This window comes from Arsukibacterium perlucidum DSM 18276, from assembly GCF_000382165.1.
GTDB classification, from domain to species: domain Bacteria; phylum Pseudomonadota; class Gammaproteobacteria; order Enterobacterales; family Alteromonadaceae; genus Alishewanella; species Alishewanella perlucidum.
In genome coordinates this window covers 128,640-146,351 of the sequence record NZ_KB907702.1, presented here as the reverse complement: position 1 = coordinate 146,351, position 17,712 = coordinate 128,640, and the positions used below count along the sequence as shown (strand labels likewise).

The following is a 17,712-nucleotide window of genomic DNA, read 5'->3' as shown; positions in this document are numbered from 1 at the left end:
TGCTTGCAGTGTATACAAATTCTCTGCTAAAGACGATAACTGCAGCTGGTTTTGTGTGATTTGCCTCTAGACAGTGCGCTAAGCTTAACCCTGGTAACTTAATGAATCAGGACAAAGAAAGTTATCGAAAAATCAGGGGGCTGGCCGCTTATTAGCTGGAATTTTAAGCGGAGAGTTTAAAAAATGGCCGAACAAAATTTTGGCTAGAAAAAACTGTTGACACATTTACGGTGTCACCCTAGAATGCGCCCCGTGTTCAGCGATAACGTTTCGGCGAAATGGCTGGGTGCAAAAGTGTGGGGCTATAGCTCAGCTGGGAGAGCGCTTGCATGGCATGCAAGAGGTCAGCGGTTCGATCCCGCTTAGCTCCACCAAGATTTCCAGTGCGTCCCCTTCGTCTAGAGGCCTAGGACACCGCCCTTTCACGGCGGTAACAGGGGTTCGAATCCCCTAGGGGACGCCACTTTAGCTAAAGCACCATGTTCTGATGTGTACTGTTATGTCCCCTTCGTCTAGAGGCCTAGGACACCGCCCTTTCACGGCGGTAACAGGGGTTCGAATCCCCTAGGGGACGCCATCTGAATTTTATATCTATTCCTTATTGCCCATTCTATCGCCGTGAAGGCGGTGTCAGAACACCGCGCAAAGCCCATTTTCCCCAAATTTATTTCTTCTCTAATTCTGTCAGTAAATCCGCCATAAAGTCACTAATCATCGGTTGGGCTGCGATGTTTGGATGAATACCATCTGCCATCATTAAATCGCTATTAATCGCAATACTATCCATAAAAAACGGCCATAGTGTAATCTGATGCTGTTCGGCAAGTTGTGGATATAGTGCTGTAAATTGTCTGACATAGCGTGGTCCATAGTTGGGTGGGATCCGTATTTGCATTAGCAACGGCTGGGCATTATGCTGCTTTACCAGCGTAATGATTTTACTGAGGTTTGCCTGAATGAGCTCTACCGAGAAGCCCCGCAAACCGTCATTGCCACCCAGTTCAATCATCACAGCAGCTGGCTGATGCTCTGTCAGCAGCGCCGGCAGGCGGGCCAGACCACCGGCGGTGGTTTCACCACTGATACTGGCATTAATAAGCTGCCATTCAGTGTTTTTCTGCAGCAGCGCTGGCCAGCCCTGGTGTTGTTGCATACCGTAGGCGGCACTCAGGCTGTCACCTAAGATTAGTAATTTGTCAGCATAAGTTATGTGACTGGTTAAACAGATAAACAACAAAAAGATGATGCGCATGAATAAAACACCTGAATTACATATTAAAGCTATAAACCTTGCTAAACGTGTCAAGGTCCCGGAGGGATCACTGACTATCCTGCATGATATCAGCCTGACAATCAATCGTGGGGAAACGGTTGCGATAGTGGGCGCCTCCGGCTCAGGCAAGTCGACGCTGCTCAGTTTGCTGGCGGGGCTTGATACACCGAGCGACGGTGAAATACATATGGCAGGCAAACCTTTGCATCAGATGTCAGAAGACGAGCGGGCAGGAGTAAGAGCACGGGACGTGGGTTTCGTGTTTCAGTCATTTTTGCTGCTACCCAGTTTAACAGCGCTGGAGAACGTTACGTTACCTGCCGAGCTGTCGGGTGACAGAAAGGCGCGGGAGCGGGGCCTGGCCTTGCTGGAACAGGTAGGGTTGACTGCCCGGGCCGATTTCTATCCTTCGCAGCTATCCGGTGGTGAACAGCAGCGGGTTGCGATTGCCAGGGCATTTATTACTAAACCAGCAATTTTATTTGCTGATGAGCCTTCTGCTAATCTGGATGCCGTGACCGGCCAAATGATTGAAGACTTATTATTTGAGCTGAACGATAGTCAGGGCACAACGCTGGTGCTGGTAACGCATAATGCTGAGCTGGCAAAGCGTTGTCAGCGGCAGTACCAGATGCGGTCAGGTAGCTTTGTGCCAGCAGATACTGCAACAGCGGTAGCAGCAACAGAGGTGGCAGCCAATGTGGGCTAGTATTGCAGGTCGCTTGTTTTGGCGGGAATTAAAACGGGGTGAATTATGGGTTATCGCCTTCGCCTTGTTTCTGGCGGTAGGGTCTGTTGTTAGTTTAAGCGGTATTACTCAAAGTGTTAAAAGTGCTTTGCAACAACGCAGTGCCCAGTTTACTGCTGCTGACAGGGTGTTGGGATCAAGTCAGCCGTTCGACGATGCTTATTTTAGCGTGGCAAGCGAGTTGGGTGTCGCAACAGCCCGCCAAATGCAATTTGATTCGATGTTGTTTGCCGGTGAGCAAATGCAGCTGGCGACGATTAAGGCAGTCAACGATAGTTATCCGCTGCGCGGCGAATTAGTATTACATCGCTCGGCGAGTATCACCTCCGGTTCGCCCGGGCAGTTAGCCCCGGGTGAAGTCTGGTTTGAAGCCAGGTTACTGGACTTACTGCAAGTTAAACCCGGCGATACCGTTGAGCTGGGAGAGGCCAGGCTGGTTGTTGCGGGTGTTATTGTTAATGAACCCGATGCACCGCTGAGTGTGTTCGGTGGCTCGCCCAGAGTGATAATGCATCTGGCCGATGTAGCCGCAACCAGTATTGTGCAGCCCGGTAGCCGGATTAGTTATCGTTATTTATTCGCAGGCACTGCCAGTGCGCTGGATGCGCTTACTGATGCGCTTAAGCCCAGGCTGACAGTTCATCAGCGCTGGCGTAATCTTGACCGCGAATCTGCCATTGGCAGCGCGTTGGAGCGGGCAGAGCGTTTTCTGCTACTGGCAGGCTTATTAGGCATAGTGTTGGCGGCTTGTGCGGCTGCTGTAGCGGCCAGCCGCTACAGTCAGCGCCACACCCAGGCGGTAGCGATTATTAAAGCCCTTGGCGCAACCACAGCCAAAGCCAGGTTACTGTACAGCAGCCACTTGTTACTGGTGGTGTTATTTAGTTTAGTGTTAGGGTTGATGGGCGGCCAGCTGGCAATTTTTGCTGCTGAGCTGGGTATTGGCAACTATATCAGTGATTACCGGCCAGAATTCAGTTTCAGACCACTATTGCTAGGCACCCTGACGTGCATTATCTGCGCCTTGCTGTTTGCGGCCAGGCCCTTGTGGCAACTGGCAAAAACCCCGGCCATTGAAGTATTAAAGCAACCTGCGGCTGTAATGAATCTGGACAAATGGCAGATGCTATTTGGTGCCGCGGCTATCTGGGGCTTAATGTGGCTATTCAGTGGCGAGTTGCTGATTAGTGTCGGCTTGTTTTTACTTTGCGCGTTGTTTGCTGCGATTTTGCTTGGCTTCGCTGCGGTTATGGTTAAGCTTGCCCGGCCTGTAGCGGCGGGGCAAAGCAGTGCTGGTCGGCTGGCGTTAGCAAACCTGCGCCGCAGATTATGGCCAAATAGCTTTCAGTTAATCACTTTTAGTCTGGCTATTTTTCTGACCTTACTGCTGTATTTTTTACGGGCAGAATTGATTGGTCAGTGGCAGCAACAAATACCAGAGGGAGCACCGAATCATTTCCTGGTGAATGTCAGCGCCGAGCAGCGCGCTAAGGTAACGGCATTTACCGAAGCAAACAATTTACAGCCTGAGCCTTTTTATCCGGTGGTTCGAGGCCGTTTGCTCAGTATTAACAGCGAGCAGCTGCAGCAAGAGGCGACCAAAGAGGATCGCAGCGAGCAACGGGTTGGTGTGGGGCGCGAGCTTAACCTGACCTGGCTGGCGCAAATACCCGCCAATAACAAGATTATTGAAGGGCAGTGGTTTAATGATGCTACTAATGCTGAGGTATCAGTAGAGCAGGAAATAGCGGAACGGTTACAGTTAACACTCGGCGATAAGCTCGATTTTTCAATCGGTGGTCAGCAGGTAAAGGCTACAGTAACCAGTATCCGGCAGGTTGACTGGAATAGTCTGCAACCTAACTTTTACATGATTCTGAGCCCCGATGTGCTGGCAACGTTCCCTGCGACATATATTACTGCTTTTTATCTTGAGCAGGGCAGCGGCAATCTGATTAATCAGCTGGCCCGGCAGATGCCCACGGTAACCGTGCTAAGTGTCGATGCCATTATTAATCAGGTAAATGACATTATTGCTCAGGTGACTATTGCCCTCAGTTTTATCCTGATAATCATTGCGCTTGCGGCAGCACTGGTACTGGTAGCGCAGGTGCAGGCTACACTGGAACAACGTGAGCAGGAGTTAGCAATTTTACGTACACTTGGTGCCAAGTATGTGTTTTTGCGAAATGCCTTGTTGCTTGAGTTCGCATTTCTGGGCGCGCTGGCGGGTTTGTTTGCCACCGTGCTGGCTGAACTGTTACTGATAGTGTTGCAACAACGGGTTTTCGATATGCCGTTTCAATTCCATTTCGCACTGTGGTGGATGGGGCCGGTTATTGGCGTGGTATCGGTCAGTTTATTGGGATGGTGGCAGTTGCGGCGTTTACTGCAGATACCCGGTGCAATCCTGATCAGGCGGGTTATTCAAAGTTAATTGGCGTTGTTTATAAATCTAATTCTGCCAGCGCAGCTGGCAGGGTTGGATACTGAAATTTAAAACCTGCATCCAGCGCTTGTTGTGGCACTACCCGTTGGCCGTACAGCAAGATATCTGCCATTTCACCAAACAGAAGCCTTAGCATAAAAGCCGGCATCGTCAGTTTGGCCGGCCGGTTCAGCCGTTGTGCCAGCGCCTGACTAAATTGCTTATTAGTTACAGGTTTGGGAGCGACAGCATTAAAAGGGCCTTGCAAAGTAGGGGATTGCAACAGGAAGTCTATCAGCTTAACAATGTCATCGATGTGGATCCAGGACATATATTGCTGGCCATTGCCAAGCGGTCCGCCCATACCGAAGCGAAAAGCTGGCAGCATTTTGGCCAACGCTCCGCCCTGATCTGATAGCACTATGCCTGTTCGCAGCAAGCATACCCGGGTTTTGTCGCTGCTCGCTCTTTGCGCCAGGTTTTCCCAACGGGCACAAATGTCGTGGCTGAATTCAGGGTAAAAGGCGTTGTGTTCCTCACTGATATACTCGGTGCCCTGACGGCCGTAGTAGCCAACTGCAGAACCATTGATCAGACAGCCTGGAGGCGTGGTTGCCGCCTGGATGCATTCACTCAGTTGCTCAGTCAATTGCCAGCGACTATCGCAGATGCGCTGCTTCTGTTTATCGGTCCATCTTTTATTTGCAATGGGTTCGCCAGCCAGATTAATTACTGCATCAAGCTGATTAAAATCAACTTGCTGCAGGGAATTAACGTAGTTTAGTGCAGCAGAATGCTGCTGGCTGGCAACAGCCTTGCGGGTTAATACTGTTATCTGATGTTGATCACGCCAGTATTTAAGCAGGGCAGAACCTATTAAACCTGTGCCACCGGTCACTAAAATACGCATGATCCACTCCTGTTGATTAGCAAACTGCTGCTAAGTATAGCGGGTTGTTGCCAATTTATTATTTGTTTACCGATAAGGTAAGTGAAACTGAGTCAGCAAATCGCAGGGCATGAGGCTTGTCTATTTCCACTTCAGCAAAGTGCACTGCAGGATGAGCGCTGGCCAGAGCCAGTACATCAGCAGTTAATTTTTCCAGTAAACTAAAGCGATTCATTTCAACAAGTTCGATGATTTGCTTGGTAATGGTACGATAATTAAGAGCATTACTCATGTCGTCGCTATTGGCCGCATTATTAGCACTGTACTGGATTTTTGCATTAATGATGACATCTTGCTTGTTATTGATTTCATCGTCTTTAATACAGATAAAGGTTCGTAAACGCAGGTTTTTAATTTTAATTGTTGCCGGGTTAAGTTCCATGATGCTCTGTCCTCAAAATATTCAGAAACAATACGGTGGGTGATGGGGGGGAGATCAGTGTTTGTTGCGGTCTTATTTGTTGCAAGGTTATTTATTCCGGAAAAATAAGTTCGAATCTGGCACCACCCAGCGGGCTGTCGCTAATTTGCATGCCTCCGGAATAGGATGCAACCAGTTCCGCCACAATTGATAAACCGACACCATGACCATCTTTATAGGTATCAAGCCTGGTACCGCGGGTAAACAGTTTCTTTCTGGCTTCTTTGGCAATGCCGGGGCCGTCATCTTCAATAACTAAATTAAGCGGGTTCAGGCTGACGGTAAGCTTTACCTGGTGTTTACATGCTTTGCAGGCGTTATCGAGCAAGTTACCCAATATTTCCATCAAATCAGTCTCATCGCCCCGAAACGTTGCATTTTCCGGACAGTCTGTCTGAATATGCAGATCTTTATCCCGGTAAATTTTTTGCAGCGCGTTACAGAGCTTTTCAATATGGGGCAGAATTTCAAATTGCTTTTTCCAGATATCCTGGCCGGAGCTGCTGGCCCGTTTCAGTTGATGCTCTATCATGCCACTTATCCGGTCGAGCTGCTCTTTTAGTTCCGGTTGCTGGCTAAGAGCTGAGGTATTTAACACTGCTACCGGTGTTTTTAATGCATGTGCCAAATCGCTCAGGTGGTTTCTGTATCGTTGTTTTTGCCGGTTCTGATTCGCCAGCAATAAGTTTAAATCTTCTTTAATGGTGGTGAGTTCTGCCGGGTATTGGCCATTAAGATGGTCTTGTTCGCCGCCCTCCAGCTTGCGGATTTCCTGATCAAGCTTACTCAGCGGCTTGGTGGTCCAATAATAGGCCAGCACACTTAACAGCACCAGGGCAGCACCAATCCAGAAAAACCAGGTAAGCAAAGTATTGCGGAAGCTCAGATAAGGTGCCTTTAACATCGCATCAGTCTGAACGATATGAATAGTTAATGGCTGGGTTTGTTCACCGGAATCAAATAACAGCGCGATACTAAGTACCCAGTATTCCCTGGATGCGCTGACATAGGGATAAAACAGATGCTCGCCCGGAACAAGAGTCGTGTCTGGCGGGTTAAAGTTCTGATTCATTGAGGAGTCCGACTGCCAGACGATGCTATCAACATAACTGCTGTATCCACTCGTGCTGCCTGCAAGGGGTATGTCGGCATCTGTATTGGTATTGGCAGCGCTGGTAATATAGGCACTTAAACCTGAATCGGGCCGGAAAAAATCCGGTGACAAGGTATTATTACTCAGCTCTATTTTTCCGTCGTCAATTTTCAGATCAGATAAAATAGCGTACATGTGCACTTCAAGTCTTTGCTCGGCATTGGTCAGCAACTGGGTGAAAAAAGCCTGATCAATCGCAATAAATGAGCTTGGCAGCAACAAAATAAGCAACACTATGCTAACCAAGCCCTGTCGTAGCTTGAGTGACAAGGTCATAATTAGCTGATTGTCAGATTAAAGCGGTAACCGCGGCCACGTAATGTCTCTATCGGTTTTAGCTCGCCTTCGGGATCGAGTTTTTTACGCAGACGTAAAACAAACACTTCAATAACATTGCTGTCTAAATCAAAATCCTGATCGTAAATGTGCTCGGTTAATTCAGTTTTAGAAATAACCTTACTGGGATTGAGCATAAAATATTCCAGCACTTTATATTCATATGCTGTCAGGATAACTTCATCATCATTAACCCAAACCTGCTGGGTCCGACTGTTCAGCGATACTGCGCCGGCACTCAGTGTCGGATCAGGCTGGCCGGCTGCGCGGCGGATTAAGGCATTGCACCGTGCTAACAATTCTTCCCCATGGAATGGTTTGGTCAGATAGTCATCTGCACCTGCGTCCAGCCCTTCTACTTTCTCCTGCCAGCTGCCGCGGGCAGTTAAAATAATAATCGGGGTTTTAATATCTTTTTGTCTGGCTTTACGAATAAGAGTCAGGCCATCCATTTTTGGCAAACCCAGGTCAATTACGGCTAAATCGTATGGATATTCAGCCAGTTTAAACCAACCATCTTCGCCGTCTCTGGCGATATCAACACTAAATTGCTGCTGAGCTAATTGTTGTTTAATTTGCTCAGCTAATAAGGTTTCATCTTCTACCACTAATACCCGCATTATTTATCATCCCTTTCAACCCGGCCGGTGCGATTATCGACCAGTACGGTAATTACTCTGCCATCAGCCTGAATTAAGCGCACCCGATAATGCCTGCTTTCGGTCTGCACTTTTAAAACTTTGCCCGGATAACGTTGCTGAGCAAGCGAAGCCGCCTGCTCTTTAGTGACTCCTGATTGTGTATTACCAAGTGCCAGGGCGTCAGGTGTTAGTGATAACACAGACAACAAGACTAGCAACAGCAGTGAACGAAGCATGCTATTCTCCACATATGGTTTCAGTTGTATGTTACCTAACTATCTCGTACGCAACAATAAACTTAATTCTGCGATTAATCCCCAGCCTATGCCATTCAGCATTAATTGTCGCTGAATAGAGACACCAATAACATGTGCAATAAAAAGTTAAATAAAAATTGCAAAAGTTAAAAAATATACTAATTTATATTTGATTGGTATTAAAAATGTTGCTTCTCTGGGTTTTGTGCCAGGTCACTGTTTAAAGGGCCAATCTAAACAGTTGTAGTGGCTTAAACTTTTTACCAATAGCTTTGCAGGGATGCAACCAAAAAACAGTAAGGAACACTCCATGAAAAATGTAGCAATAGCATTGTTATTAACCGGGCTGACGTTAACTGCAAACCAAACCCTGGCAGCTAAACCCGGTGCCACTCTTGATAAACAAACTGCCACTGCGCAACAACAGCAGAAATTAAACCTGAACAAAGCCACTGCTGAGCAACTTGAGGCAGTACCAGGTATAGGTAAGGCTAAAGCTCAGGCAATCCTGGCTTATATTCAGGAAAAAGGCCCAATTACCAACGAGAAGCAATTAACAGAGGTTAAAGGTATTGGTGATAAGCTGGCTGCAAAAGTTGCCAGGTATGTCAGTTTTGAGTAATTACCAGCTTTGAGTAATTATCAGACACCGGTTTAAGGGCGAAGCCTTAGGCTTAATCTCCTAAGGCTTTCATTTGCTCATTTGCCCACTGCACCGCAGTATGATAGGCATCAGGTACTTTTTCTGTGGCAATACCCAGTTGATCGATCGCCTGATTAGCCTGTTGCCACTGTGCAGTTTCATAATATTTTATCAGGGTTAAATAGTCGGCAAGCACGCCGGTATTTTCAACCAACGCATCTTTAATTTCTTTAGCCAGAGGCAGCTTTTCCATTACGCTGGCAATGGATTCATCTAAGATTGCATCCATTAGTGACATTAACCCGGTTAAAAACGCTTTGCCGGTATCTACTTTGCCGTCAATGCTGGCTAAGCCCTCAGCAAAGCGGGCCCGGGTCATCGACATACGCATCAGTTCAGCCGGCTTATCGCTGCTGATTTGGGCTGTGAACAACAACGACAGGAATTTCTTAAGTTCAACCTGGCCGAGTACTACTAATGCTTGTTTAATCGTTTCTATTTCAGCCCGGCGTTTAAAAATGGATGAGTTACTGTAGCGTAATAATTTATATGACAAACTAACGTCACGCTGAAAAATGTTGGTGATTTTTACCAGATCCAGTTCTGATTTTGATGTTTCGTACAGCAATTCTGCTAACGTCATTTGTGCAGGTGATAAGGCTTTAGTCTGCATCATTTCTGGTTGCGAGAAAAAGAAGCCCTGGAAGTAATAAAATCCCATATCTAACGCCTGCTGAAACTCTTCGTTTGTTTCAACTTTCTCTGCCAGCAATTTTATATGTGGAAAATCAGCTATCGCTTCCTGCACACTTTTAATGGTTTCGATGTTGGTATCGCGAAAATCAATTTTGATAATGTCGATATAAGGATAAAAATGGCGCCAGACAGGTTGATGAATATAATCATCAAGCGCCAGGGTGTAGCCCTGTTCTTTTAAATGCTGACACTCAGCCAACAGGCGTTTGCCGGGCTGCACCGTTTCCAGAATTTCAACCACTACCTGCTCTTTCGGTAGCATGCTGGGATATTTTTTTAGCAGAGAATCCAGGGTGAAATTAATAAACCCCGGCTTATCGCCCAGAAAATCTTCTAAACCAAAACTAAACTGGCTGCCTGCAATCATTTTTGAGGTTGCTTCGTCGCCGTCAATTTCGGGAAACACATTGCTCAGGCCGTCCCGGAATAATAATTCATAGGCGTACAGTACTTTATTACGATCGAGAATGGGTTGGCGGGCAGCATAAAAATACATATTGCAGGTATCTCAAGTGATTTCTTACGGTTAATTTAGCAAATTTTCCCCACAACGCGATAGTACTTTATTACGTAGTGGGGATTTGGTCTGCTATCTCTGGTCTGCCAACTGTTGTTCCATCTTGCTAAACATCGTCAGCACACTGGGCGCAGGACCCCGACTGAACTTACTAACGATAACGATTGCCAGGGTGCTGAGAATAAAGCCGGGAACAATTTCATACAGCGTGCTGCTTAAGCTGGCGCCATTTATGGTGACAGGCGCATAGATCCAGATTAAAACGGTAAGCGCACCAACCACAATGCCACTTAAGGCCCCTGCAAAAGTCATTCGCTTCCAGTACAGGCTAAGAATAATCATTGGACCAAAGGCGGCACCAAAACCAGCCCAGGCGTTGCTAACCAGTTGCAGCACTGAACTATCCCTGTCGTAGGCCAGCGCGATAGCAACCAGAGCCACGGCCAGCACTGACACTCTTCCTACCAGCACCAGCTCGCGCTGGGTCGCATCACGTTTTACAAACGCTTTGTAAAAATCTTCGGTCAGGGAGCTGGATGTCACCAGTAACTGAGAGGATATGGTGCTCATTATTGCTGCTAAAATTGCCGCTAATAAGAAACCGGCGATAAAAGGGTGAAACAGAAATTGGGAAAAGACGATAAAGATAGTTTCAGGGTCGCTTAGTGTCATTTTAGTTTGTGCTACATAGGCAATGCCGACGAAGCCGGTCATTAATGCGCCGACAATAGTGACCAGCATCCAGCTCATGCCAATACGACGGGCTGTTTTAATATCCTTTACCGAGCGAATAGCCATAAAACGGACAATAATGTGCGGCTGACCAAAGTATCCCAGGCCCCAGGACAGCGCAGATACTATCGCTATCAGCGATGATGTCCCAACCCAGTTGATCAGCGCCGGATCAATGGTTTCAACGACTTGTTTCACCTCACTAAAACCCCCAAGGTGATCAAGCGCAACCACTGGCACAAGAACCAGGGATACAAACATAATACAACCCTGAACGAAGTCAGTCATGCTAACGGCCATAAAGCCACCGATCAAAGTGTAAATAACCACTACACCAGCAGTAACATATAAACCAAGTTCATAACTGAGATTAAATGAGCTTTCAAATAGTTTGCCGCCGCCAACTACACCGGATGAGGTATAGAGAGTAAAGAAAATAACAATAACTACAGATGAAACAACCCGCAATAAGCGGGTTTTATCTTCAAAGCGTTTTTCAAAGTAGTCGGGGATGGTAATTGCATCATGGGCTACTTCGGTATAAACCCGCAGTCTCGGCGCTACCACGATATAATTGATGTAGGCGCCAATCAGCAAGCCAACCGCTATCCAGGCGCTGCTTAAACCGGTCAGATACATGGCGCCGGGTAAGCCCATTAACATCCAGCCACTCATATCTGAAGCACCGGCAGACAAGGCAGTCACGCCCGGCCCCAGTTTCCGGCCGCCCAACATATAACCAGAAACACTCTCATCGGTATTGCGATACGCGTATAAACCGATACCTATCATGGCCGCAAAATAAATACCCAAAGCAAAAATAGTTGCAGTTTCCAAAGCACAGACTCCTTATTATTTTTTTTCATGCTAACAAGATGAACCCTGGCTTACCAGAGCTTTATGCCAAAGAAGACAGCGCTGCAGCTTACATTATTCCGGGTAGAGCGGGGCAAGTGCGTCATTTTTTACCGGTTGATTGTTACCTTGTTGATAATCTGACCATGCCTGCAGCAGCGCATCACCTTGCCAGTGTGCCGCGCTGTCGCTGTAGAGTGCGGCATTTAGTTGCTGTAACTGGTTGCTGAATGCTCCCGGGCCGATTTGCTGGCTAAGCGCACTTAACGAACCCTGGCTCATTATTTTATGGTGGCGGGCCCATAGCAGTAGCTGTTGGCGGGCAGCGGCCTTGTTATGAGTGCGACAAGCCGCCTTTAATGCTTTACTGTTAAATTTTTGTCCGCTGCTCTGCTCGGCGCCTGGCCCGGTGCCAGCTTGTTGGCGCGTTATCTTAGGCTGCCGCCAGATCAACAATGCTACGCTTAACAGCCAGCCAACCAGTAACAGCCAGCTGGTATAATTCCAACCCCAGCCAGAGTCTGGCTGGGGCAGGGGAGCAGACTCTATGAACGATTTAGCCGGCTCATTGCTTATTAGCGGCGTATTGGGCCGCTGCGGATTTGGCTGCACCTGTACTTTCCGCGAGGGCAAAATGGTTTGTTCTAACCGGTTGGTCTGGCTGTTCCACCAGGATATTTTAACCTCGGGCAGGGTAAACTCCCCCGGCGTATTGGCAATGATGGCACTGGTAATGACTTGTTGCGCCACCAGGCGACCCGCCCGTTCCGCACCTTTAACTTGTGGTTGTTCCTGATACACCCTGAAACCATCGGGTAGTTCTATAGTTAGTTCAGGTAACTGGTTGGCTGCTACATCTACTGCTGACAGGGTAATAATCCGGGTAACTGGCTCACCCTGTACCAACTGAGCTTGCTCAGGTTGCCATTCTTCATTAAGTGTGACCAAACCAGCAACCAGCCAGTCGCCTTTGAAGCCTGCAGGTTGGGCCTGTACTGTTATCGGCAGTGCTTCAGCTTCCCGTACTATGGTTCTGCTTCTGGCAAAATAGCTTTGGCGGGCACTTTCCCTGTCTATTACGTCACCGCTGAAAGTGGGAGGGGCGATAGTAAACTCACCACTGCGCTGTGGCGTAATGGCATAGCGGCGGGTAATTGAGCGATAACGTTCACCGTCAATCAGTTCTGAGCCTTCTTTATCCTGGCCGACCTGCTGAATAAGCGCGTCATCAAGCTGCGGTTCTGACAAACTGCCCCGCTGAATATCGCCGCTAAAATAGATAGTAACGTCGTAGTACACCATTTGCTGCACCATCAGCTCGTTACTACTGAGTTTACTTTGCAGGAAGACGTCACGCAGGGTGCCAGAGCCTTGCTGCACTGGCAGAATTTCAATAGTTAATGGTTCGCTGCTGACGTTATCAATGCTAAAAGCCGGAATGGTAAAATTACCGCTGGCTTTAGGCAGTAGTGTAACAGTCCAGGTAGTACTGTGACTGGCATCGCCATTAATCACTCTGGTGCTCTGATTGACCGATGGCACCATCACAGTAAAATTATTGTCGAGGACTCTGAAGTTGATACTGCTGGCCGGTAATCTGCTGTCGGCGGTTACTTCTAACAACACACTTTCACCCAGCATGACCGGATTTTTGTCTAGCCGGGCATTAAGTTGGCTGATAGCAAAAGCTGGCGCACTAAGCAGCAAACTAAGTAGCACACCTAACAGTGCACTCCACATTAAGCTCAATGACAGACCACGTACTACCATTCCTGTTCTACTCCTTTAGGTAAAGCGTATTGTCGGCGTTTCTGATACTCAAGGTTCATTCGGTTGCGGAGCAACAACCCCGGGTCGTCCTGCACCTTGCGTAATAAATTGTCCAGTTGCTGCTGTTCTTCCTGATTAGCATTAGGCCACATTTCACGAATTGCCTGTTGCTGTTCAGTGTCAGTCAACTCTTGCTGTTGCTGTTGTTCGGCTGAGGCTGCTTGCTGTTCATCAGGCGTTGGCTCAGTTTGTTCCGGAGTTTGCTGCTGGGGTGCGGCATTTTGATCTGACGGTTCGCCGGCAGTGTCATTTTGCTCTGGATCACTTTGCCCCTGTTCTGCGCTATCACCTTCAGATCCGACTGAGCTGTCATCAGCGGCTTGCTGCCCGGCATTTTGTTGTTCAGCGTCCTGTTGCTCGCCGTCTTGTTGTTCACCATCTTGCTGCTGATTAGGCTGTTGCTGTTGCAGCTGGTTTAGAAGTTCAGCATTTTGTTTTGCCTGAGTGTGTTCAGGATCAAGAGCCAATGCTTGCTGGTAACTGGCCAGTGCCTGCTCAAATTTTTGTTGCATCGCCAGGCTGTTGCCTAAATTGGCATAGCCGTCGGCGCTTGGTTGCTGCTCTACAGCTCGGCTGAATGCTTGCTCTGCGCCGGCATAATTGCCCAGCCGGTATGCCGCATTGCCTTGCCACAGTGGATCTTTAAATTTCTGTTGCGCGCTGTGGTAATCTTGCTGCTGATAGTCAGTTATCGCCTGCTCAGCAGGAGTTTGCCAAAGATCTCGCCAGACATCTGCGTCAGCATTTGGGATATAACAAAGGGGTAATAACACCAGCACTGGTGCACGTTTGGCCAGATATAGTGCCAATGGCAACAGTAACCATACCAGATAGACAGCGTTGTCCTGCCACAGATCGCCGGCGAATTGCTCAGTCTGCTCTGCCTGTTGCTGAAACTGGCTGTTTATTTTTGCTAACAGTCCGGCTATATCGCTGTTACTGCTGCCGGCGGCGGCGAAACTGCCACGGCCTTTGCGGGCAAGTGCTGCCAGTTGGCTAGCCGGCACTGTTGGAATAACTACAGCACCACGGGAGTCTTTCAGCAGCTGGCCGTTTTCAAGTTGTACCGGCGCACCTTGTTCAGATCCAAAGGCTAAAACCGACAGTCGGTGCGGCCAGTTATCCAGCCGTTGCATAATTTCCGGGTAAGCAGAAGAGGCGAAGCCATCTGTAAAAAGCACGACATCCCCGTGGCTGTGCCCGGCCTGGCGCAGCAGCTTATCTGCCTCGTCTAACGCTGCCGCAATATTAGATCCCTGCACCGGCATTAATTCCGGTCTCAGTTCATTAAGCAGTAACCGGACATTGTTAAAATCGGGAGTCAGTGGCGAGATCACAAAGGCATCACCGGCAAAGCTTATCAATGCCAGTTCGCCTTCAGCCAGTTCTTCAATAAAGTCGAGCGCTTTAAATCGTTGCTGACTAAACCTGTCTGGTGTCATGTCGGTGGCGCGCATCGATATCGACATATCGACAATCAGCACGGTGGCTTTATTCAAAGTAAAAGCTGGCTGTGGTTGCTTCTGCCAGCTGGGACCTGCCAGCGCTAACACACTAAGCAACCAGCAAATTAACAGTACCGGTAGCGCCAGGGGGTTGCGCTTAAGCAGTAAATTGCCACTGAGCATCAGTTGCTGTAAGTGCGGGGCAATAACCCGCTGCCAGGCACTGCTTTGTTGCCGGTAGTGTAAAATCAACAGCCACAATGTAAGGGCAGGCAGCAGAGCCAGCAGCCACCATGGGCGTAATAAATGAAAATCAGCCAGCAGGTTCATACAGCCTCCGCCAGTTAATCCGCCTGATTGCCAATCCAAACGACAACACTAATGCCACCGCCAGTGGCCAGTGCAGCAAGCTGTGCTGCGGCCGGTACGTCAGGTTATCACGGCTGATCGGTTCCAGTTGATCCAGCAAACGATAAATCTGTTTTAATTCAGCAAGGTTGCGGGCCCTGAAATACCTGGCGCCGGTTTCACTGGCGATATGAGTTAACAATTGTTCATCTAAATCCTGAGAGGGATTAACGGTGCGCCGGCCAAAAACGGTTTGCTGCACCATCTGCTCCGCACCGACACCTACGGTATAGACCTTAATGCCAGCAGCTTTAGCCAGTGCCAGCGCTTCCAGTGGCTGGATATTGCCAGCATTGTTAGCACCATCACTTAACAGAATAAGCACTTTATTACTGGTTTCGTATTCATTTAAGCGTTTAACTGCCAGACCAATAGCTTCGCCAATAGCCGTGCGCTGGCCAACCAGTTTCAGCTGGCTGTCATCCAGAAAGGTTTGCACAGTAGCCAAATCGTATGTCAGCGGCGTTTGCTGATACGCCGCGTCGGCAAACAGAATAAGGCCCAGGCGGTCACCTTTGCGCTGCAGGATAAAGTCACCCACCACCCGTTTCACCGCCGATAACCGGTTCATCGTCTGGCCATCGAGCACCATGTCATTCATATCCATTGAGCCGGATAAATCAATAGCTAACATCAAATCACGGCCTTGCTGGGGCAGGGTGACCGGCTCACCCAGCCACCGCGGCTGGCATGCTGCTAACACCAGCATTATCCAGATTAGCGCTTGCGGCAGTGAAGCAAAATGGCGTTTCCAGCCCGGGCGTTGTTGTTGCTCGCCTGCTAACCGGGCCAGGGCCGGTAAGGTTAGGGCACCACCACTGTCTTGCTGGCGTTTTTTCAAAAATAACGGCAAAACAATGAGTAACAGTAGCCAGGGATAACTAAGCTCAAACATCAGCTACCTCCGATGGCAGGAGCTGACTCTGGCTGGTAGCCAGTGTTGCCGGGCGCAATTGTTGCAGCCAGCTTTTCGCAAACTGATAAAACTGCTGGTTCTGCTCAGGCTCAGGCCCGGCCTGATAGAGCAAGCTGCTCAGCGGCGGCAGCGCTTTAGCCGGCAGTTGTTGTTGTAAAAAATTATGCCACTGCGCAGTACTGGCTGTAAGTACCGGATGGGCTGGCGCATAGTGTTGCACCACCCGCTTTAACAACTGGTTAATCTGGCTTGCAGTGCCAGGCTGTAGCTGGTTAAGTAAAACGATTGCCTGACGCTTTGCCGCCAGATAGCGCCAGCGCTGGTAAAGCTTCCAGCCGCCGTAGGCTAGTGCTATCAGGGCAAGCGTCAGCAACATATAAACTCCCGGCGCAATTTGCCAGGAAAGTTGATAGGCTGGTTCGGCAATGTCCACCAGCTGCTCAAGGAGTTGCTGCTTAGCGGCCATGATGAATTTGCTCCAACTGACTGATAATGGGCGCACCGGCGCTGATATCTAACCATTTGCAACCGACTTGCTGTAAGGTCAGCGCCAGCTTGCTTTGTTGTTGCTGTTGCTGTTGCTGATATCGTAAGCGCAGCCTGGGGTCGGCCAGTTCTGCACTAACCACCTGCTGCTGATTACGGATAGCGGCAATGCCCCGGGCTGCCTGCGGTAACGCCAGTTCCAATGGATCACTGATCTGACAGCAGGTTACTTCGTTATGCTGACTAATGGCCCGGATATGGCGCAGTGCCTGCTCATCAAGTTGATTAAAGTCAGACAGGATATAAACCAGACTGCCCGGGCGGCTGAGACGTCGTTGCTGACCCAGTGCCTGGGATAAGGTTAAACCATTAGACAGGGCAGCGCTGTGATGACACTGCTGCAAGGCTTGCAGATAGCGAAGTACGCCATGGCTGCGGCCCTGGGGTTTTAATTCCCGGTGTTGCTGATTGCTGAATACCAGGCCGCCAAGTTTGTCGCCATGTTGTTTGACATGCCAGGCGATAACCGCTGCCAGATGCGCAGCCTGCACAGATTTAAACAACAAACTGCTGCCAAAGCGCATGCTGTCAGTTAAATCGGTAACAATAAATACCGGCCGCTCTTTTTCTTCCCGGAATAATTTGGTGTGTACCTTGCCGCTGCGAGCAGTTACCCGCCAGTCGATAGTGCGGACATCGTCGCCAGGTTGATAATGCCGGACTTCGTCAAATTCCATACCCCGGCCTTTACTGCGAGCCAGATAAGTACCCGCCAATTTACTCTGAATACTGATGGTGGGCTTCAGGTTCAGCACTTTGGTATGACGTTGATACCATAGCAGTTCGGGCAGCCCAACAGAGCTGCCATCAGCGCTTAACTGTTTAAGCCATTGACTGGCTGAAAACACGGTGTTCATA

General features: G+C 48.8%; 16 protein-coding genes and 3 tRNA genes. 6 read left to right on the top strand and 13 right to left on the bottom strand.

All coding sequences use genetic code 11. From position 1 onward, the window contains the following. Positions 1 to 298: 298 nt before the first annotated feature. The 3 genes from H141_RS0102220 (at position 299) to H141_RS0102210 (ending at position 577) form a co-directional block, all read left to right on the top strand. Positions 299 to 374, top strand: a tRNA-Ala gene (locus H141_RS0102220). A 13-nt stretch (positions 375 to 387) separates the two neighbouring features. After that, positions 388 to 463, top strand: a tRNA-Glu gene (locus H141_RS0102215). 38 nt (positions 464 to 501) lie between these two features. Then, positions 502 to 577 (top strand) — tRNA-Glu (locus tag H141_RS0102210). 87 nt (positions 578 to 664) lie between these two features. Here H141_RS0102210 and H141_RS0102205 read toward each other — a convergent pair. After that, complete coding sequence (locus H141_RS0102205) at positions 665 to 1,252, bottom strand: arylesterase (protein WP_019674611.1); 588 nt, start codon at positions 1,250 to 1,252, stop codon at positions 665 to 667. Here H141_RS0102205 and H141_RS0102200 point away from each other — a divergent pair. After that, a complete protein-coding gene (locus H141_RS0102200; RefSeq protein ID WP_019674610.1) occupies positions 1,251 to 1,982 on the top strand; it encodes an ABC transporter ATP-binding protein in 732 nt (243 codons plus the stop codon). The two genes, H141_RS0102205 and H141_RS0102200, sit on opposite strands and share 2 nt — an antisense overlap. Then, a complete protein-coding gene (locus H141_RS0102195; RefSeq protein WP_019674609.1) occupies positions 1,972 to 4,458 on the top strand; it encodes an ABC transporter permease in 2,487 nt (828 codons plus the stop codon). Before H141_RS0102200 ends, H141_RS0102195 begins: the two co-directional genes overlap by 11 nt. A 10-nt stretch (positions 4,459 to 4,468) precedes the next feature. Here H141_RS0102195 and H141_RS0102190 read toward each other — a convergent pair whose 3' ends face one another. The 5 genes from H141_RS0102190 to H141_RS0102170 all read right to left on the bottom strand — a co-directional run bounded on the left by H141_RS0102190 (position 4,469) and on the right by H141_RS0102170 (position 8,185). Next, a complete protein-coding gene (locus tag H141_RS0102190; RefSeq protein WP_019674608.1) occupies positions 4,469 to 5,359 on the bottom strand; it encodes a TIGR01777 family oxidoreductase in 891 nt (296 codons plus the stop codon). Positions 5,360 to 5,417: 58 nt separating this feature from the next. Next, on the bottom strand, positions 5,418 to 5,780 hold the full coding sequence (gene folX / locus H141_RS0102185) for a dihydroneopterin triphosphate 2'-epimerase (protein ID WP_019674607.1): 363 nt from the start codon (positions 5,778 to 5,780) through the stop codon (positions 5,418 to 5,420). Positions 5,781 to 5,871: 91 nt separating this feature from the next. Continuing rightward, positions 5,872 to 7,248 carry an ATP-binding protein gene (locus H141_RS0102180; protein WP_019674606.1) on the bottom strand — a complete coding sequence of 459 codons (1,377 nt, stop codon included), beginning with the start codon at positions 7,246 to 7,248 and terminating at the stop codon, positions 5,872 to 5,874. 2 nt (positions 7,249 to 7,250) lie between these two features. Next, positions 7,251 to 7,928: a response regulator transcription factor gene (locus H141_RS0102175; RefSeq protein ID WP_019674605.1), complete on the bottom strand. Its 678-nt coding sequence runs from the start codon at positions 7,926 to 7,928 to the stop codon at positions 7,251 to 7,253. Next, entirely contained in the window at positions 7,928 to 8,185 is a 258-nt protein-coding gene (locus H141_RS0102170; RefSeq protein WP_019674604.1) for a PepSY domain-containing protein, read from the bottom strand. Before H141_RS0102170 ends, H141_RS0102175 begins: the two co-directional genes overlap by 1 nt. Positions 8,186 to 8,516: 331 nt before the next feature. Here H141_RS0102170 and H141_RS0102165 point away from each other — a divergent pair, with 331 nt between their 5' ends. Continuing rightward, positions 8,517 to 8,828 (top strand): ComEA family DNA-binding protein, encoded by a 312-nt coding sequence (locus H141_RS0102165; protein WP_019674603.1) that lies wholly within the window; start codon positions 8,517 to 8,519, stop codon positions 8,826 to 8,828. 52 nt (positions 8,829 to 8,880) lie between these two features. Here the strand turns inward: H141_RS0102165 and H141_RS0102160 are convergent, their stop codons facing one another. The 7 genes from H141_RS0102160 to H141_RS0102125 all read right to left on the bottom strand — a co-directional run bounded on the left by H141_RS0102160 (position 8,881) and on the right by H141_RS0102125 (position 17,711). Beyond that, positions 8,881 to 10,101: an EAL and HDOD domain-containing protein gene (locus H141_RS0102160; RefSeq protein ID WP_019674602.1), complete on the bottom strand. Its 1,221-nt coding sequence runs from the start codon at positions 10,099 to 10,101 to the stop codon at positions 8,881 to 8,883. 93 nt (positions 10,102 to 10,194) lie between these two features. After that, positions 10,195 to 11,691 carry a sodium/proline symporter PutP gene (putP, locus tag H141_RS0102155; RefSeq protein ID WP_019674601.1) on the bottom strand — a complete coding sequence of 499 codons (1,497 nt, stop codon included), beginning with the start codon at positions 11,689 to 11,691 and terminating at the stop codon, positions 10,195 to 10,197. 93 nt (positions 11,692 to 11,784) lie between these two features. Continuing rightward, the gene (locus H141_RS0102150; RefSeq protein WP_019674600.1) at positions 11,785 to 13,479 is read right to left on the bottom strand and encodes a BatD family protein; all 1,695 of its coding nucleotides are present in this window, start codon (positions 13,477 to 13,479) and stop codon (positions 11,785 to 11,787) included. Further along, complete coding sequence (locus H141_RS0102145; RefSeq protein WP_019674599.1) at positions 13,473 to 15,314, bottom strand: VWA domain-containing protein; 1,842 nt, start codon at positions 15,312 to 15,314, stop codon at positions 13,473 to 13,475. The genes H141_RS0102150 and H141_RS0102145 overlap by 7 nt, the downstream gene beginning before the upstream one ends. Next, positions 15,298 to 16,287 (bottom strand): vWA domain-containing protein, encoded by a 990-nt coding sequence (locus H141_RS0102140; RefSeq protein ID WP_019674598.1) that lies wholly within the window; start codon positions 16,285 to 16,287, stop codon positions 15,298 to 15,300. Before H141_RS0102140 ends, H141_RS0102145 begins: the two co-directional genes overlap by 17 nt. Further along, on the bottom strand, positions 16,280 to 16,774 hold the full coding sequence (locus H141_RS20845) for a DUF4381 domain-containing protein (protein ID WP_019674597.1): 495 nt from the start codon (positions 16,772 to 16,774) through the stop codon (positions 16,280 to 16,282). The genes H141_RS0102140 and H141_RS20845 overlap by 8 nt, the downstream gene beginning before the upstream one ends. Continuing rightward, the gene (locus H141_RS0102125) at positions 16,764 to 17,711 is read right to left on the bottom strand and encodes a DUF58 domain-containing protein (RefSeq protein ID WP_019674596.1); all 948 of its coding nucleotides are present in this window, start codon (positions 17,709 to 17,711) and stop codon (positions 16,764 to 16,766) included. Before H141_RS0102125 ends, H141_RS20845 begins: the two co-directional genes overlap by 11 nt. Between the last annotated feature and the right edge of the window lies 1 nt (position 17,712).

Bases quoted from the DNA above. Each gene is read 5' to 3' on its own strand.
- H141_RS0102195 (WP_019674609.1), top strand. From the start codon at position 1,972: ATGTGGGCTAGTATTGCAGGTCGCTTGTTTTGGCGGGAATTAAAACGG.
- H141_RS0102145 (WP_019674599.1), bottom strand. From the start codon at position 15,314: ATGAACCTGCTGGCTGATTTTCATTTATTACGCCCATGGTGGCTGCTG.
- folX (WP_019674607.1), bottom strand. From the start codon at position 5,780: ATGGAACTTAACCCGGCAACAATTAAAATTAAAAACCTGCGTTTACGA.
- H141_RS0102150 (WP_019674600.1), bottom strand. From the start codon at position 13,479: ATGGTAGTACGTGGTCTGTCATTGAGCTTAATGTGGAGTGCACTGTTA.
- H141_RS0102180 (WP_019674606.1), bottom strand. From the start codon at position 7,248: ATGACCTTGTCACTCAAGCTACGACAGGGCTTGGTTAGCATAGTGTTG.
- H141_RS0102190 (WP_019674608.1), bottom strand. From the start codon at position 5,359: ATGCGTATTTTAGTGACCGGTGGCACAGGTTTAATAGGTTCTGCCCTG.
- H141_RS0102170 (WP_019674604.1), bottom strand. From the start codon at position 8,185: ATGCTTCGTTCACTGCTGTTGCTAGTCTTGTTGTCTGTGTTATCACTA.
- H141_RS0102125 (WP_019674596.1), bottom strand. From the start codon at position 17,711: ATGAACACCGTGTTTTCAGCCAGTCAATGGCTTAAACAGTTAAGCGCT.
- H141_RS0102140 (WP_019674598.1), bottom strand. From the start codon at position 16,287: ATGTTTGAGCTTAGTTATCCCTGGCTACTGTTACTCATTGTTTTGCCG.
- H141_RS0102160 (WP_019674602.1), bottom strand. From the start codon at position 10,101: ATGTATTTTTATGCTGCCCGCCAACCCATTCTCGATCGTAATAAAGTA.
- H141_RS0102200 (WP_019674610.1), top strand. From the start codon at position 1,251: ATGAATAAAACACCTGAATTACATATTAAAGCTATAAACCTTGCTAAA.
- H141_RS0102165 (WP_019674603.1), top strand. From the start codon at position 8,517: ATGAAAAATGTAGCAATAGCATTGTTATTAACCGGGCTGACGTTAACT.
- H141_RS20845 (WP_019674597.1), bottom strand. From the start codon at position 16,774: ATGGCCGCTAAGCAGCAACTCCTTGAGCAGCTGGTGGACATTGCCGAA.
- H141_RS0102205 (WP_019674611.1), bottom strand. From the start codon at position 1,252: ATGCGCATCATCTTTTTGTTGTTTATCTGTTTAACCAGTCACATAACT.
- H141_RS0102175 (WP_019674605.1), bottom strand. From the start codon at position 7,928: ATGCGGGTATTAGTGGTAGAAGATGAAACCTTATTAGCTGAGCAAATT.